Raw genomic sequence first — 14,809 nt, 5'->3', positions numbered from 1 at the left:
GCCTCTCACCTCCCGACTCCGGCGGCCCGGCACCCGAGGTCCGCAGCCAGGTGGGCTCAATCGCTCAGCTCCGGCTTGCCGAACAACACGGCGTAGCCGGAGGGCAGCTGGCTCAAAACCTGGTTGAGCTCGCCCCCGGAGATCGCCCCGGCGGTGGTGGACAGCACGGCACTGGCGTCCCACTCCGCGGTCCTGGGCCGTGACCCGGTCCGCTCCCCCACCCGGCGGCAGAACTCCTCCACGCCGTACGTCTCGGGCCTCTCCGGGCTGCTCTCCAGCAGGAAGTCGCCCAGCGGGCCGGGCAGCTGGGCGGCCAGGTCCTCGGTCTCCCCCGGGGTGATCCGGGAGGCGAGCACCTCCAGCACGGCCGTGGTCACCTCCTCGGCCTCCCGCCGGTTCCCGTACTCCCCCAGCTCGCGAACCCGGGCGAGGAACTCGTCGTACCTCATCGCCACCCCTCCTCGTCGGTCGGCGGATGTCACCTCGGCGGCCCGTTCCGCGTTCCACGGATCGCGCCGGCGAACCGCCCGGCCCGGGACGTTCGCGCGGGGCCCGGCCCCGCGGGGCCGCCCGGTGCGCCGGGCGCGGGCTCGGGCCGGCGGGCGAGGAGGGCCAGTTCGCGGGTGAGGGCGCCGGCCAGCGGCCGGGCCCCGCCGGGGAGGGTGTGGGTGACCGCGGTGAGGGTGTACGCGCCCGCGTAGTCGGTCAGGGCCAGGCAGACGGCCCCCGGGGCCAGTACGGGCGGCAGGGGGACGATCCGCTCCAGCGGCCGCCCGTCCAGGGACCACGGGCCGCGCGGCCAGCCGAAGGCCAGGCAGGTCACGGGGCAGAAGCCCGGCGCGCAGCTCAGCGAGGCCAGCAGGCGCACCGCCCAGGGGCCAAGCCGCGCGGCGGCGGCGACCGTGCGGCGGACGGTGTCCGGGCCGCCGTGCAGGGGGCCGAAGGCCGCCAGCACGCCCCGGCAGGCCGCCAGCCGTTCCGCGGGGTCGGCGGCGGTCACGGGGAGCGGCACCCGCACCGCCGAGACGGCGGTGCCGAGCATCCGGTCCTCCCGCGGCGTGCGCAGGTCCACCGGGAAGGAGCCGTACAGCGGGCGCGGCGCGCCGGGCCAGCGGTCCGGGTCCCCGTGGACGGTGCGCAGGGCGCCCGCGGCCGCGGCCAGCAGCACCTCGTTGAGGGTGGCGCCCAGGCCGGGCAGGGCGCGGCGGGCGGCCCGTACCGCGTCCGCGTCCACCTCCGTCCAGGCCAGGTCCGGCCGCGGGCGGAGGCCCGGGGGCTGCGGCAGGGCCCGGCCGGATCCTGCGCCGGGCGCCGCGGGCGGGCCGGGGCGGTCCGGGCCGGCCGCCCCGAGCGCTCCCACCGCCCGCACGCCCGTGCCCCTGCGGGCGCCGCGCCCGGGGGTGCCGTCGAACAGGCGGCTGAGCAGGATCTCCAGGGACCGGCCGTCCAGAAGGGCGTGGTGGGCGGTCAGCACGACGGCGAACCGCCCCCGGCCCGCCCCCCGTACCAGCGTCAGCCGCCAGGGCGGCAGCCCGGCGGGCAGGGCGCGGGTGACGAGCCGGCCGAGCAGGGCGGTGAACGCGGCGCCGTCGCCACTGCCGGTGCTGTCGGCGGTGGCGACGGCGGTGTTGACGGCGGTGTTGACGGCGGTGACGTGGCGGCGGACGTCGAACCGGTCGAGCGGCAGCCAGCGGTGTCCGCGCAGCCGGGCCGGCGGCGCGGGGGGCAGCAGCACCCGCCGCAGCCGGGGAAGGGCGCCCCAGCGCTCCGCGACCCGGGCCCGCAGCGCGTCCGCCCCCGGCGGTTCGCCGGTGAACAGCGCCGCCATTCCGACCGTTTCGGGAACTCCCCGCGCACCGCAGTGGACTTCCTCCACCGGTGAAAGGGCGGTACTCGTCTCCATACGCCTTCTCGCTCACTCATCGAGAACTCGCGCAAACCTTCGACGGCGCACCCGGAAAACACACGAGTCACCTGTCCGCGCCTCTTCTGATCCTGTGTCAGTATTCTGGCGGAACGCCCGGCGAAAAAGGACCGACGCCCGTCCGGCCCCGGACGGCGCAGCGACCGGACCGGTGACCGGCCTGGTGACCGGACCGGTGAGAGCGCAGCCGGGACAGTACCGCGGAAGCCGCCCGCCGCCGCGCCGAACCCGGTCCACGGACCCACCGGAGGAAACTCGGAGCCGTTTCCCGTGAAATCACGGATGCCGGATTCCGGTCGCCGGACGCCGGACGCCGGACGCACAAGAACACGAACACCCATCGGAAAACCGACGCAACCCTCTCGACGCGAACTCCTCGGGGAACAGCATGGCGGATGTCTTCGGAAAAGAACGGTCGGCTCTCCACCGCCTCGCGGCGCAGAGCACCTCCCGGCCCTATTACCGCCCTCTCTCCTCCCGGGGTGCGGAGGTCGGAATCGACGGCCGCACGGTGGTCATGGCCGGGTGCAACGACTATCTGGGGCTGTCGGCCGACCCCCGGGTGACCGAGGCCGCCGCCCGCGCGCTGCGCCGCCACGGCGTCTCCTGCTCCGGCTCGCGCGTGCTCAACGGCACGCTCGCCCTCCACGAGGAACTGGAGGACCGGCTGGCCGCGTTCGTCGGTGGCGAGGCTGCCCTGGTGACCACCACCGGCTTCCAGGCCAACCTCGCGCTCGCCGCCCTGCTGGACGAGCGCGACGCCGTCTTCGCCGACATGTCCAACCACGCCTCGCTGGTGGACGCCGTCCGGCTCGGCGGCGCCGCCCACCACCGCTACCGCCACCGCGACCTCGGCCACCTGGGCCGTCTGCTGGCCGCCTCCGCCTCCGATCCCGGCCGCGGCCGTCTGATCGTCACCGACGGCATGTTCTCCATGGAGGGCGACCTGTGCCCGCTGCCGGGCCTGGTGGAGCTGGCCCGGCGCCACGGCGCCCGGCTGGTGGTGGACGGCGCCCACGACATCGGCCTGCTGGGCGCCGGCGGACGCGGCGTGACCGAGCACTTCGGGCTCACCGGCGAGGTGGACCTGGTCACCGGGACGCTGTCGAAGTGCTTCGGTTCCGTCGGCGGGATGCTGATCGGCCCCGCCTCCGTCGTCGAGCACCTGCGCCACAGCGCCCGCTCCGTCCTCTTCTCGGCCGCGATGCCACCGCCCTCGGCGGCCGCCGCCCTGGCCTCGCTGGACATCATCGAATCCGAACCCGAGCGCCGGCAGCGGGTGTTCGGCCACGCCCGGCGGCTGCTCGCCGGGTTGCGGTCGCTGGGCTGGGACACCGGCGACTCGACCACCCCGGTGGTACCGGTGTACGTGGGCGACTCGCGGCTGTGCCTGCGGGTGTGGCAGGAACTGCTGGACGCCGGGGTGTTCACCAACGCCGTGGTGGCGCCGGCCGTGGCCCGCAACCGGGCGCTGATCCGGGTGACCCCCCAGGCGATCCACACCGACGACCACATCACCCGCGTCCTGGACGCCTTCGCCCGGGTACGGCGCGGGCTGGGCCCGCTCCTGCCGGCGCCGGGCGGGCCGGGGCGCACCGAGGCGGTGGTGGCGTGACCGCCTCCCCCTCGCTCCCCGCGCGCACCGCAGCCGCCTCCACCTCCGCACTCGCGCCCCTGACCGTCCGTCCGGTGCGCGGGCGCGCGGACACCGCCGCCTTCACCGCCCTCCCCCGCGTCCTGCACCGCGGCGACCCGTACCGGCTGCCGCCCTCCAGGAGCGATCAGCGCTCCCTGGTCGACCGGCGGCGCAACCCGTTCTTCGAGGTCGGCACGGCCGAGTTGTTCCTCGCCCGCCGGGGGCGGAGGGCGGTCGGGCGGATCGCCGCCGCCGTCGACTCCCGGTACCAGGCCCTCCACGACGCGCGCGGCGGCCTGTTCGGCCTCTTCGAGTGCGCCGACGACCCCGAGGCGGCCTCCGCCCTCTTCGACGCGGCCGCCGGCTGGCTGCGCGAACGCGGCCTGGAGACGATGCTCGGCCCGCTGGGATTCTCCGTCCACGACGAGTGCGGGGTCCTCGTCGAGGGCTTCGACGGCCCGCCCACCGTGATGATGCCGTACAACCCCGCCTACTACCCCGCCCTGTACGCCGCCTGCGGGCTGGCCAAGGCCAAGGACCTGCTGTCCTGGCGCGTCCCCGCGCCGCCCGGCGGCGAGCCGCCCGGGGCCGCCGCCCGCGCGGCCCGCTGGGCCGCGAACGCGCCGGACGTACGGCTGCGGCACCTGGACCCCTGCCGCCGGGAGGCGGACCTGGCAGTCGTCCGTGACATCTACACCGACGCCTGGTCCGGCAACTACGCCTCCGTCCCCATGACCGGCCGCGAGTTCTCCCACGCGATGGACCGGCTGCGCCCGCTGGTGCGGCCGGAGCTGGTGTGGTTCGCCGAGGTGGGAGGCGAACCGGCCGCCTTCACCTTCTGGCTGCCCGACGTCAACCAGGCGCTGCACGCCGCCCGCGACACGCCCCTGGGGCGATCCCTGGGAAGGCCCCCGGGACGGCTGCGCGCGGCCCGGGCCGCCCGGCGCATCGACCGGGCCCGGGTGATCCTCACCGGCGTCCGGGCCGCCCACCGCGCCCGCGGACTGACCGCCGCGCTGCTAGCCGAGGCCCAGCGGTCGGCCTTCCGCCTGGGCTACGCCGAGAGCGAGTTCTCCTGGCTGCTGGAGGACAACCGCGACGCCAACCGCTACGCCGAGGCCTTCGGCGGCGTCCTCCACCGCAGGCACCGCCTCTACCGGCGCGACCTCGCGGACGGCGGCGGACCGCGTCCCGCCGCCGCGGCCTCGTCCGCGACCCCGCCCACAGCCCCGTCCACAACCCTGCCCACGGCCGTACCCGCACCCGTCGCCCCGCACGTCTCCGGAGCCCGCCGGTGAGATATCTGGTCACCGGCGCCACCGGCTTCATCGGCACCCGTCTGGTGCGCCGGCTGCTGGACGAGGGCCACACCGTCGCCGCCCTGGTGCGGGATCCCGCCCGGGCCCGGCTCCCGGCACCGGTGGAGCGGCTGGACGGTGACCTCGCGGACGGCCGCGGCCTGCCCCGGGCCGCCGCCTGGGGCGCCGACCGCGTGATCCACCTGGCCGGCGCCGTCAGGGCCCTCCGTCCGGACGGCTACGCCCCCGTCAACGCCGGAGGCACCCGCCGCCTGTGCGAGGCCCTGGCCGCCCTGCCGCACCCGCCCCGTCTGGTCCACTGCTCCTCCCTGGCCGCCGCCGGGCCCTCCCCGCCCGACCGGCCGCGCCGCGAGGACGACCCGCCCGCGCCGGTGTCGGCGTACGGCCGCAGCAAGCTGGCCGGGGAGGAGGCACTGCGCGCCGTGGCGGGCGCCGTGCCCGGCACCGTCGTGCGCCCGCCGATCGTCTACGGCCCCGGCGACACCGACTTCCTGCCCGCGCTGCTGGCCGCCGTGCGCCGCGGTGTGCTACCCGTGTGCGGCTTCGGGCCCCGCCGCTACTCGCTGGTCCACGTCGACGACCTGTGCCGCCTGCTGCTCGCCGCGGCCGACCGCGGCGCGACCGTCGGCCCCGGTGAGGACTCCCGCGGGATCTACCACGCCGGCGACGGCGCCGGGCACCGCGGCGAAGACCTCGCGGCGGCCGTGGCGGCGGCGACCGGCCGCCGCCCGCCCGCCGCCGTCCCACTCCCCCTCCCTCTGGCGTACGCCGCCGCCCGGTGCGCCGAGGCGGCGGCGCGGATCAGGGGGCGGCCGTCGGTGCTCTGCCGCGACAAGGTCCGCGAACTGGCCCGCCCCGCCTGGGTCTGCGGCCACGAACGGGCCGCCCGCGACCTCGGCTTCACCCCCGGGGCCGTCTGGCCCGCGGGTCTCGCCGACGCCCTGCGCCCCGCGCCCGAGCCCGCACCCACTCCCGTGCCCGAGCCCGTCCCCGAGAGGAACCCGTCTTGACGACCCAGCCCCACCCCACCCGGCCCCGCACCGGCCGGGCCGAACGGCTGCGGGCCTCCCCGCCCCTGTTCCGCTCCCCGTTCCTGGACCGCTTCACCCGCGTCCACCCGGCCGTGCCCGCCGTCCTGTACGGCCCCCCGGCCGTCCTGCTCGCCGCCCTGGCCGCGCCCCGCCTGGACTGGGCGGCCCTGGCCGGGCACATCCTGCTCGGCTACGCGCTGTGGACGCTGACGGAGTACTGGGTGCACCGGGCCCTCTTCCACCTGACCCCGCGCGGCGCGCGCGGCAGGCGGCTGCACTGGATGGTGCACGGCGTCCACCACGACCACCCCGACGACCCGCGCCGCCTGGTCATGCCGCCCCTGGCCAGCCTGCTGCTGACCGGCCTCCCCTTCGCCGCCCTCCACCTGGCCCTGGACGGCGGCGCGGCCAACGCGGTGGCCGCCGGGTTCACCGCCGGATACGTCCTCTACGACGAGCTGCACTTCCTCCTGCACCGCCCCAGCCCGCCCACCGCGCTCGGACGCCGGCTGCGCAGGCACCACCTGCGCCACCACTTCCAGGACGACAGCCGCGGCTTCGGGGTGAGCTGCCCCTACTGGGACCACGTCTTCGGCACCGCGCCGAAGCCTCCGGCCCCGGAGCCCGCGGCGGCGGGCGGGGCGGCGGCGCGCTGAGCACACCGGGCCCGCCCCCGGCCCGTGTTCCGGGCCCGGCGGCGGACACGGGCCCGGAACACGGACCGCCGGAGCGGAGACCCGGAAGCCGGCCGGGCTCAGACGGCCCGGAGTACCACGGACACGTTGTGGCCGCCGAACCCGAAGGAGTTGCTGACGGCCACGCCGACGCGCTGCTCGCGCACCGCCTTGGTCACCAGGTCGATGTCGAACTCCGGCGCGGGCGCGTCGGTGTTGGCCGTCGGCGGCACGGCGGACCGCTCGATGCTCAAGGCCGTGAGCACCGCCTCCACCGCGCCCGCGGCACCCAGCGAGTGCCCCAGGACGCCCTTGGCCGAGGTCACGCTCGGGCCGTGGCCGAAGACCCTGGCGATCATGCTCGCCTCCGCCGCGTCGCCCAGCGGAGTGGAGGTGGCGTGCGCGTTGACGTGGTCGACGTCCCGCGGCTCCAGGCCCGCGTCCGCCAGCGCCGCGATCACCGCCAGCCCCGCGAACCGGCCCTCGGGGTGGGGTGCGGTGGGGTGGAGCGCGTCGGTGCTGGTGCCACAGCCGGCCAGCAGGACGCGCGGGCGCACACCGCGCGCCCGCGCGTCCGCCGCCCGCTCCAGCACCAGGACGGCCGCGGCCTCGGCCATCACGAACCCGTCGCTGTCCGCCGCGAACGGCCTTGAGGCCGCCGCCGGATCACCGGTGCGCGACGACAGGGCCCCGGCCCGCTGGAACCCGGCCACCACCAGGGGCGTGACCGCGGCCTCCGTACCGCCCGCCAGGACGACGTCGCACAGACCGGCGGCCAGCCAGTCGCGGGCCACCGCCAGCGCGCTGGCCCCCGAGGCGCAGGCGGTGGAGACCGCCATGCTCGGACCGCGCGCCCCCAGCGCGAGCGCCACCTCGCCGGCCGCCATGTTCGGCAGCAGCCTCGGGATGACCACCGGCGACACCGCCTCGGGCCCCTCCCGCCGCATCCGGCCGAACTCCGCTTCCCAGGTGGCGGCGCCGCCCAGGCTGCACCCGACGGCCGTGCCCATCCGGGCGCCGTCCCAGGAGGACGGGTCCAGCCGCGCGTCCCGCAGCGCCTCGTCGGCCGCCGCCAGCGCGATCCGGGTGAAACGGTCCTGCCGCCACAACTGCCGCCGGCGCGCCCGGTCGGCGACCTCCACCTCGGGGACGCGGCAACTGAAGTCCACCGGCAGACCGGCCAGTTCGCCGTCCCGGGAGGCCGTGGGCTCGGCGGCGCAGACCCGGCGCCAGGTCTCCTCCACCCCGGCCCCGGCCGGGGTGGCCGCCCCCAGGCCGGTCACCGCGATGTCGGGGCGGGTCACCGCGGAGCCACCGCCGTACCCGCGCCCCACGCGGCCTCGACCGCGTCGGCGATCTCCCCCAGCGTGGTGTCCAGGGTGATCTGGTCGTCCGCGAACGGCACGCCGGTGCTCTCCCGCAGGGTCAGGGCGAACTCGACCCGCCCCAGCGAGTCCAGGTCGATCTCCTCCAGCGTGGCGCCGGGCGACAGCTCGCCCTCGGTGAACTGGAACTTGCCGACCAGGATGTCCGCAACGACGCCGTATGCCTTGCCCATCGGGCCTCCTCGCGCGCTCAACTCGGACCGGCCGGAACCGGCCCCCTTCCGCGCCCCATCCTTGTGGCTCGGCACGGCCGGGCCGGGAGCGGAGCGGCCCGCAAAGCGCATTTCACCCGTACGAGGCAGCGGGCCGCGCCCCCGCCGCACACGGGCTCGGCCCCGGCCCCTCCGTTCTGCCGGAGGAACCGGGGCCGTGGTGTGCGTCCGCGCCCGGGGCGCGGTTCGCGCGGGGCGGGAGCTACCGCTGCCCGCCGCCGCTGTTCTGGCCGCCCTTGCGGCCGGCCTCGGAGGCCTTCTCACGGTCGTTGGCGAAGTTACCGCCGCTCTCGTGACCACCCTGGCGGCCCGCCTCCGCGGCACGCTGCGGGTCGTTGGCGAAGTTACCGCCGCTCTCGTGACCACCCTGGCGGCCCGCCTCCGCGGCACGCTGCGGGTCGTTGGCGAAGTTGCCACCGCTCTCGTGACCACCCTGGCGGCCCGCCTCGGAGGCCTTCTCACGGTCGTTGGCGAAGTTACCGGGGTTGTTGGAGTTGCTGGACGCAGCCATGACTGCTCCCTTCACTCGTTGTCTTGCAGGTCCCTTCGCAACATCGGGTGCCCGACCCATCTGGGAGTAATCACCGCAAACAACATTAAATGTGGTCGTTTTCAGGGTTGCCGCCTCCCACATGCCGTCAACTCCCCTGCGATACACGGGACCCGGGGTCCCGTGGTGAGCGACGGCCGAAACCGGTGCGCGGCATCCGTTGGAACACCGGCCCTCCCCAAGCACCTTGCTAGGCTCGCCCGCCCATGGACACCGACACCGGGGACGGCGCTCTGATCGCCGTCCCGCCGGGGCGGGTGACGCTGTCGGACCGCCGCACACAACGCAGTTGGCCGGTCGACCTCGCGCCCTACCGGATCGCGGCCCTTGCCGTCACCCGGGCCCGGTACGCGCAGGTCACCGGCTCGCCGCCCGAGGCCGCGCACGGCGGCCGACTGCCCGTCGAGGGCGTCTCCTGGCTGGAGGCGGTCCGGTTCTGCAACGCCCTGTCCCTGCACGAGGGGCTGGCTCCCGCTTACCGCCTCCCCCCGGACGACGGGGACGGCGACGGCGGGTACGGCGACGGCACGGGCGTCGAGTGGGACGAGCGCGCCGACGGGTACCGGCTGCCGACCGAGGCCGAGTGGGAGTACGCCTGCCGCGCGGGCACGACCGGCCCGCGCTACGGCCCGCTGGACGAGATCGCCTGGCACCGCGGCAACTCCGGCGAGCGCGTCCGCGCCGTGGGCGGCAGGCGGCCCAACGACTGGGGCCTGTACGACATGCTCGGCAACGTCTGGGAGTGGTGCTGGGACCGCTACGACCCCGAGGTCTACGGCCCCTATCGGGTGCTGCGCGGCGGCGGGTGGTTCGACGAGCCCTGGAGCTGCCGGGCCTCGGTGCGCCGCCGCAGCCATCCGACCCTGCGGATCGACGACGTGGGCTTCCGCCTCGCCCGCTCCCTTCCGCGCTGACGCCGGCCGGACCTGGATATGGCAGTACTACAAACCGCTTGGCACACTTTTTATGAAAGTGATGGAGAACCGGCCCGCCCGGTGCGGGTGTTAGCGTCCGAGCACATGGACGACAACGTGTACACGGGCAACGCCGGGCCGGACGCGGCGCTGGACCGGGGCTGGCTGCTGGGCCACTTCAAGGGCGCGGGCGACCTCCGGCACAGCGAGGCACTGGAGATCAAGTGGGGTGTCCACCCGCGCGGCGAGCGGCGGCGGCAGTGGGTGCGCGGCGAGGAGCGCACCACCTTCCAGGTGCTGATCGAGGGCCGCTTCCGCGTCGAGTTCCCCGGCCGCGGCGTCGTCCTGGCCGAGCGGGGCGACTACGTGGTGTGGGGCCGGGGCGTGGACCACTCCTGGGTCGCCGAGGAGGACTCGACGCTGCTGACGGTCCGCTGGCCCTCCGTCCCCGGCTACGCGCTGCCGCCGCGGGAGTGAGGCCGGAACGCCACCCGGCCGCCACCCGGCCCCCTCCTGGCCCGGCCCCCTCCTGGCCCGGCCCGCGCCCGCGGACCTCAGTGGAGCACGGAGAGCCCGGCCGCGTCGAAGGAACGCAGGTCGCCGAAGCGGCCGGCCAGCACCTTCGCCGCCCACTCCGGGTCGCCCAGCAGGGAGCGGCCGACCGCCACGAGGTCGAACTCGTCGCGCTCCAGCCTCTCCAGCAGGGCGTCGATGTCCGTGAGGTTCCCGTCCGCTCCCTGGAACGCGGCGAAGAACTCGTTGTCCAGGCCGACCGAACCGACGGTGATGGTGGGGCGGCCGGTGAGCTTCTTCGCCCAGCCCGCCAGGTTGAGGTCGGAGCCCTCGAACTCCGGCAGCCAGTAGCGGCGCGTGGAGCAGTGGAAGACGTCCGCACCCGCCTCGGCCAGCGGGGTCAGGACGGCCTCCAGCTCCTCGGGCGTCTCGGCGAGTCTGGCCTGGTAGTGACCCGCCTTCCACTGGGAGGTGCGGAAGCTGATCGGGAAGTGCGGGGAGACGGCCTCGCGGCAGGCCGCCACGATCTCCGCGGCGAAGCGGACGCGGGAGGCCAGGTCACCGCCGTAGGCGTCGGTGCGCCGGTTGGTGTGCGACCACAGGAACTGGTCGACCAGATAGCCGTGGGCGCCGTGGATCTCGACGCCGTCGAAGCCGCGGGCCTCGGCCGCGGCGGCTCCGGCGGCGAACGCGGCGATCACGTCGTCGATGTCGGCACGTGTCATCGCACGGCCGGTCTCAGTGCCTTCCAGGGGGATGCCGGAGGGGCCCGTGCGCGGGGCGTCGGGGAACGGCGGCGCCCCGGCGGCGCGCACCATGCCCACGTGCCACAGCTGCGGCATGACCGCCCCGCCCGCACGGTGGACCGCGTCGGCCACCTTCTCCCAGCCCGCGAGCGCGTCCTCGCCGTGGAAACGGGGCACCCGGTCGCTGGTGCCGGCCGACGGGTGGTCGACGTAGGTGCCCTCGGTGACGATCAGGCCCACCTCGGCGGCGGCCCGGCGGGCGTAGTACTCGGCCACGTCCGGGCCGGGGACGCCGCCGGGCGAGAACTGGCGGGTCATCGGCGCCATCACGATGCGGTTGCGGAGGGTGAGGCCGCCCAGGGAGAAGGGGCGGCCGAGGGTGTTCCGGGCGCGCGCGGACGGGCTGTCGTCGGTCATGGAAATACGCCTTCGGTCGTCGGAAGGCCACGTCCGGGTGGGGCGCGGCACGGTCCGTGCAACCGATGCCGGCACCGGTCGATTCCCTTGGCCGGGAGGGGTTTTCGGACATCCGCCGGACGGGACCGGCCGACGGCCGGCGGGTGGCGGGTGGCGGGCGGGCGGTCAGCGGGCGGTTATGACCAGCGCCGCGCTGTCGTCCTCGCTGGGCGCGGCGGCGTCCGAGAACCGGTCGACGGAGGCGACCACCTCGTCCAGGAGCTCCCGGGCGCCCGCGCCGTCCTCACGGCCGGCGCGGGCGAGGGCGGCGGCCAGGCCGTCCTCGCCGAGGAACCGGCCGTCGGCCGAGCGGGCCTCGGTGAAGCCGTCGGTGACCAGGAACAGGGTCTCCTCCGGCCGCAGGGTCAGCCGCACCGTGCGGACGGCCGGATCGGGGACGATGCCCAGCAGCATGCCCCCGGCCGTGATCTCCTCCACCCGCCGGCCGCCGCGCCGCACCAGGGGCGGGACGTGGCCGGCCCGGACGAGTTCGACCTCCAGCCCGTCCTTGCCCGGTGTCATCCGGCCGTAGACGAGGGTGACGAAGGCGCTGCCGTGCCGTACGCCCTCCAGCAGCGCGGTGTTGACCTCCGCGACCGTCCGGGCCGGATCGTCGACGAGCCGGGCGACGGCGCGGGCGGTGTGGCGGACCAGCCCGGTGACGGTGGCGGCCGACGCCCCGCGCCCGCACACGTCACCGATCATGAAGGCCCAGCGGCCGCCGCCCAGCGGGAAGACGTCGTAGAAGTCGCCGCCGACGTCCAGCCCCTCGCCGGCCGGCCGGTAGCAGGTGGCGACCTCGGCCCCGGGGACGGCGGGCGGCTCGGGCAGCAGCAGGCCGGCCTGGAGGTCGCGGGCCAGCTCGACGCGCTCGGTGTACTGGCGTGCGTTGTGGGCGATGACGGCGGTGCGGCGGGCGAGCTCCTCGGCGAGGGCCACCGTGCGCCCCTGGAAGGGATGGTCCCCGGTGAACAGCAGGGTCAGCACGGCGAAGGGACCCCCTCGCCAGCTCAGCGGTACGCACACGTAGCCGGTGACGCCCAGCTCCCGCCAGGGTCCCGGGGACGGCGGGACACGGCGGGCGACCTCCGTCACCCCGGTGGCCAGCACCCGGGCGACCGTCTCGCCGTCCGGGCAGAGCCCGGTCCGCCCGGCCTCCCGCGCCCACCGCCCGCCGCGGTCCCCGGCGTCGAACGCGGCGACCCTCCTCAGCCGTCCGCCGTCGAGCACGTCCACCGCGCTCATCGGCGCCAGCGCCGGGACGCTCAGCTCGGCCAGCCGGCGCAGGCTGTCGTCGAAGTCCAGGTCGCGGCCGATGCGGGTGCTGGCCTCCAGGACGAAGGCGAGGTCCTGCCGGGCGGCCCGCTCCTTGGCCTCGGCCCGCTCGCGGGCCTGTTTGGTCTGGTGGCGCTCCACCGCCAGGGCGGCGGTACGGGCGAAGGCGGCGGCCAGGGCCAGGTCGGCCTCGCGGGGCATGAGCGGGACCCGGTGGTACATCGCGAAGGTGCCCAGCAGCCGTCCGTCCGTCCCGGTGATCGGGGTGGACCAGCAGGCGGCCAGTCCCGCCCGCAGGGCCGGCTCGCGGAACTTCTCCCAGTACGGGTGGGTGGCGATGTCGGCGACGACGACCGTCTCGCGGCGGTGGGCCGCGGTGCCGCACGAGCCGACGCCCTCGCCCGTGGCGACGCCGTCGATGACGCGGTTGTAGAAGTCCGGCAGGCTCGGCGCGGCGCCGTGCCGCAGATGGCGTCCGTCGGCGTCGGCGAGGAGCACCGAGACCAGGACCCCGGGGTCGAGCTCCTCGATGGCGGCGGTCATGGCGCGCAGGACGTCCCCTATGGGCGCGTCCAGGGCGATCTGCTCCAGCAGGGCGCGCTGTTCGGCGGCGAGCTGCCGGGCCTGCCGGACGGCGGTGGTGTCCACGCCCAGGGCGGTGACGCCGGCCACCCGGCCGCCCGGCTCCCGGCGCGGTTCGTAGGTGAAGTCGTAGTACGCCTCGTTCATCGCCTCCGGCGGCCCCAGCAGGACCCTGGCGTCCTGGGCGGTGTAGGGGCGGCCGGTGCGGTAGACGCCGTCGAGCAGGTCCATGATCCCCTGCTCGACGAGTTCGGGGGCCAGCTCGGCCAGGGGGACGCCGGTGGCCTCCTTCCGGCCCAGCGCCCGGAAGAACGCGGGGTTGGCCGTCTCCACGACGTGGCGCGGACCCGACAGTTCGGCGAAGACGGCGTCGGAGGCACGGAACAGGCCGCGCATGTCGTCGGCGGCGGGCGGAACGGGGCGCGCCCCGTCCACCGACGCCGCGGTGGCCCCGAACGGTACGGCGGTCGTCCGCGTCACCTGTCCCTTCATCGGCGTTCCCCACTTCGCTGTGAGCCCCGGCCCACTCGTCCCGGCCGGCCCCTGCCGGCTCCTGGCGCGGGGCCGGGTCCGTCCCCGGGCCCGGCCGCCTCGAACGGGCGGTACTTCGATGCTCCGGCACGAGGTGCGGTAAGTCCAGCAAATGCCGAAGGACCTCGGCCGTCCGCGCCGCGCGCCCGCACCCGTTCGGGCGGACCGGCGGCTACGCGGCCCTGCCCCTGTCGTCCCGGTCCTCGTCGAGGATCTCGGCGTCCACCACGTCCTCGTCCGCGCCGCCGGCCCTGGCACCGGCGCCGGCCTCGGCGCCGCCCGCGGCCTGCCGGCCCTGGGCGTCCGCGTACAGGGCCTGGCCCAGCTTCTGGCTGGTGGCCGCCACCTTCTCGGAGGCCTCGCGGATGGCGGCTGTGTTGTCGCCCTCGGCGGAATCGCCCTTGAGCTTCTCCTTCAGATCCGCCACCGACGCCTCGACCTCGGACTTCACATCACCGGGCACCTTGTCGGCGTTGTCCGTCAGGAACTTCTCGGTGGTGTAGACGAGCTGCTCGGCCTGGTTGCGGGTCTCGGCCGCCTCCCGGCGCCGGTGGTCCTCCTCCGCGTACTGCTCGGCCTCCCGCATCATCCGCTCGATGTCGTCCTTGGGCAGCGCCGAGCCGCCGGTGACGGTCATCCGCTGCTCCTTGCCGGTGCCCAGGTCCTTGGCCGACACGTGCATGATGCCGTTGGCGTCGATGTCGAAGGTGACCTCGATCTGCGGCACCCCGCGCGGCGCCGGCGGCAGCCCGGTCAGCTCGAACATGCCCAGCTTCTTGTTGTACGCGGCGATCTCCCGCTCGCCCTGGTACACCTGGATCTGCACGCTGGGCTGGTTGTCCTCGGCGGTGGTGAAGATCTCCGAGCGCTTGGTCGGGATCGTGGTGTTGCGCTCGATCAGCTTGGTCATGATGCCGCCCTTGGTCTCGATGCCCAGGGACAGCGGGGTGACGTCCAGCAGCAGGACGTCCTTGACCTCGCCCTTGAGGACACCGGCCTGCAGCGAGGCGCCGATGGCCACGACCTCGTCGGGGTTGACGCCCTTGTTCGCCTCCTTGCCG

General features: G+C 75.7%; 14 protein-coding genes. 6 read left to right on the top strand and 8 right to left on the bottom strand.

Annotated features, from left to right (window positions below):
• Positions 1-56 precede the first annotated feature (56 nt).
• Together CUT83_RS13845 and CUT83_RS13840 are read right to left on the bottom strand one after the other, a co-directional pair.
• Positions 57-449: a DUF2267 domain-containing protein gene (locus tag CUT83_RS13845; protein WP_101256143.1), complete on the bottom strand. Its 393-nt coding sequence runs from the start codon at positions 447-449 to the stop codon at positions 57-59.
• A 29-nt stretch (positions 450-478) separates the two neighbouring features.
• Positions 479-1,903 carry a wax ester/triacylglycerol synthase domain-containing protein gene (locus CUT83_RS13840; RefSeq protein WP_101256142.1) on the bottom strand — a complete coding sequence of 475 codons (1,425 nt, stop codon included), beginning with the start codon at positions 1,901-1,903 and terminating at the stop codon, positions 479-481.
• Between the two features lie 409 nt (positions 1,904-2,312).
• Here CUT83_RS13840 and CUT83_RS13835 point away from each other — a divergent pair, with 409 nt between their 5' ends.
• Genes CUT83_RS13835 through CUT83_RS13820 form a run of 4 tightly spaced genes read left to right on the top strand, consistent with a single transcriptional unit; the run spans position 2,313 to position 6,566 of the window.
• Positions 2,313-3,539, top strand: coding sequence for an aminotransferase class I/II-fold pyridoxal phosphate-dependent enzyme (locus CUT83_RS13835; protein ID WP_101256141.1), 1,227 nt, complete (start codon positions 2,313-2,315; stop codon positions 3,537-3,539).
• Positions 3,536-4,858, top strand: a complete 1,323-nt coding sequence (locus CUT83_RS30115) for an N-acetyltransferase (RefSeq protein WP_158239011.1) — start codon at positions 3,536-3,538, stop codon at positions 4,856-4,858. The genes CUT83_RS13835 and CUT83_RS30115 overlap by 4 nt, the downstream gene beginning before the upstream one ends.
• The gene (locus CUT83_RS13825) at positions 4,855-5,889 is read left to right on the top strand and encodes an NAD-dependent epimerase/dehydratase family protein (protein WP_101256140.1); all 1,035 of its coding nucleotides are present in this window, start codon (positions 4,855-4,857) and stop codon (positions 5,887-5,889) included. Before CUT83_RS30115 ends, CUT83_RS13825 begins: the two co-directional genes overlap by 4 nt.
• The gene (locus CUT83_RS13820; protein WP_101256139.1) at positions 5,886-6,566 is read left to right on the top strand and encodes a sterol desaturase family protein; all 681 of its coding nucleotides are present in this window, start codon (positions 5,886-5,888) and stop codon (positions 6,564-6,566) included. The genes CUT83_RS13825 and CUT83_RS13820 overlap by 4 nt, the downstream gene beginning before the upstream one ends.
• Before the next feature lie 98 nt (positions 6,567-6,664).
• On the opposite strand, the gene CUT83_RS13815 is transcribed toward CUT83_RS13820, so the two are convergent.
• From CUT83_RS13815 to CUT83_RS31595, 3 genes are all read right to left on the bottom strand, one after another.
• On the bottom strand, positions 6,665-7,888 hold the full coding sequence (locus CUT83_RS13815; RefSeq protein WP_101256192.1) for a beta-ketoacyl-[acyl-carrier-protein] synthase family protein: 1,224 nt from the start codon (positions 7,886-7,888) through the stop codon (positions 6,665-6,667).
• The gene (locus CUT83_RS13810; protein WP_158239010.1) at positions 7,885-8,142 is read right to left on the bottom strand and encodes an acyl carrier protein; all 258 of its coding nucleotides are present in this window, start codon (positions 8,140-8,142) and stop codon (positions 7,885-7,887) included. The genes CUT83_RS13815 and CUT83_RS13810 overlap by 4 nt, the downstream gene beginning before the upstream one ends.
• Before the next feature lie 241 nt (positions 8,143-8,383).
• Positions 8,384-8,692: a con-10 family general stress protein gene (locus CUT83_RS31595; protein WP_093850261.1), complete on the bottom strand. Its 309-nt coding sequence runs from the start codon at positions 8,690-8,692 to the stop codon at positions 8,384-8,386.
• 245 nt (positions 8,693-8,937) lie between these two features.
• Here CUT83_RS31595 and CUT83_RS13800 point away from each other — a divergent pair, with 245 nt between their 5' ends.
• Both CUT83_RS13800 and CUT83_RS13795 read left to right on the top strand, forming a co-directional pair.
• Positions 8,938-9,645 carry a formylglycine-generating enzyme family protein gene (locus CUT83_RS13800; RefSeq protein WP_101256137.1) on the top strand — a complete coding sequence of 236 codons (708 nt, stop codon included), beginning with the start codon at positions 8,938-8,940 and terminating at the stop codon, positions 9,643-9,645.
• Between the two features lie 105 nt (positions 9,646-9,750).
• Positions 9,751-10,122, top strand: coding sequence for a cupin domain-containing protein (locus CUT83_RS13795; protein WP_101256136.1), 372 nt, complete (start codon positions 9,751-9,753; stop codon positions 10,120-10,122).
• 77 nt (positions 10,123-10,199) lie between these two features.
• Here CUT83_RS13795 and CUT83_RS13790 read toward each other — a convergent pair whose 3' ends face one another.
• From CUT83_RS13790 to CUT83_RS13780, 3 genes are all read right to left on the bottom strand, one after another.
• Positions 10,200-11,321 (bottom strand): NADH:flavin oxidoreductase, encoded by a 1,122-nt coding sequence (locus tag CUT83_RS13790; protein WP_101256135.1) that lies wholly within the window; start codon positions 11,319-11,321, stop codon positions 10,200-10,202.
• Positions 11,322-11,486: 165 nt separating this feature from the next.
• Positions 11,487-13,697 (bottom strand): SpoIIE family protein phosphatase, encoded by a 2,211-nt coding sequence (locus CUT83_RS13785; RefSeq protein WP_240957661.1) that lies wholly within the window; start codon positions 13,695-13,697, stop codon positions 11,487-11,489.
• Positions 13,698-13,920: 223 nt separating this feature from the next.
• A partial coding sequence (locus tag CUT83_RS13780; protein ID WP_158239009.1) for an Hsp70 family protein occupies positions 13,921-14,809 on the bottom strand: 889 nt, incomplete at its 5' end.

Origin of the sequence: Streptomyces barkulensis, from assembly GCF_002843305.1 — a bacterium.
Classification (GTDB): domain Bacteria; phylum Actinomycetota; class Actinomycetes; order Streptomycetales; family Streptomycetaceae; genus Streptomyces; species Streptomyces barkulensis.
This window is presented reverse-complemented; position numbering and strand designations above follow the sequence as displayed.

Coding starts and splice junctions, on each gene's coding strand:
- CUT83_RS13845 (WP_101256143.1), bottom strand. CDS start 449: ATGAGGTACGACGAGTTCCTCGCCCGGGTTCGCGAGCTGGGGGAGTAC.
- CUT83_RS13840 (WP_101256142.1), bottom strand. CDS start 1,903: ATGGAGACGAGTACCGCCCTTTCACCGGTGGAGGAAGTCCACTGCGGT.
- CUT83_RS13835 (WP_101256141.1), top strand. CDS start 2,313: ATGGCGGATGTCTTCGGAAAAGAACGGTCGGCTCTCCACCGCCTCGCG.
- CUT83_RS13810 (WP_158239010.1), bottom strand. CDS start 8,142: ATGGGCAAGGCATACGGCGTCGTTGCGGACATCCTGGTCGGCAAGTTC.
- CUT83_RS31595 (WP_093850261.1), bottom strand. CDS start 8,692: ATGGCTGCGTCCAGCAACTCCAACAACCCCGGTAACTTCGCCAACGAC.
- CUT83_RS13800 (WP_101256137.1), top strand. CDS start 8,938: ATGGACACCGACACCGGGGACGGCGCTCTGATCGCCGTCCCGCCGGGG.
- CUT83_RS13795 (WP_101256136.1), top strand. CDS start 9,751: ATGGACGACAACGTGTACACGGGCAACGCCGGGCCGGACGCGGCGCTG.
- CUT83_RS13790 (WP_101256135.1), bottom strand. CDS start 11,321: ATGACCGACGACAGCCCGTCCGCGCGCGCCCGGAACACCCTCGGCCGC.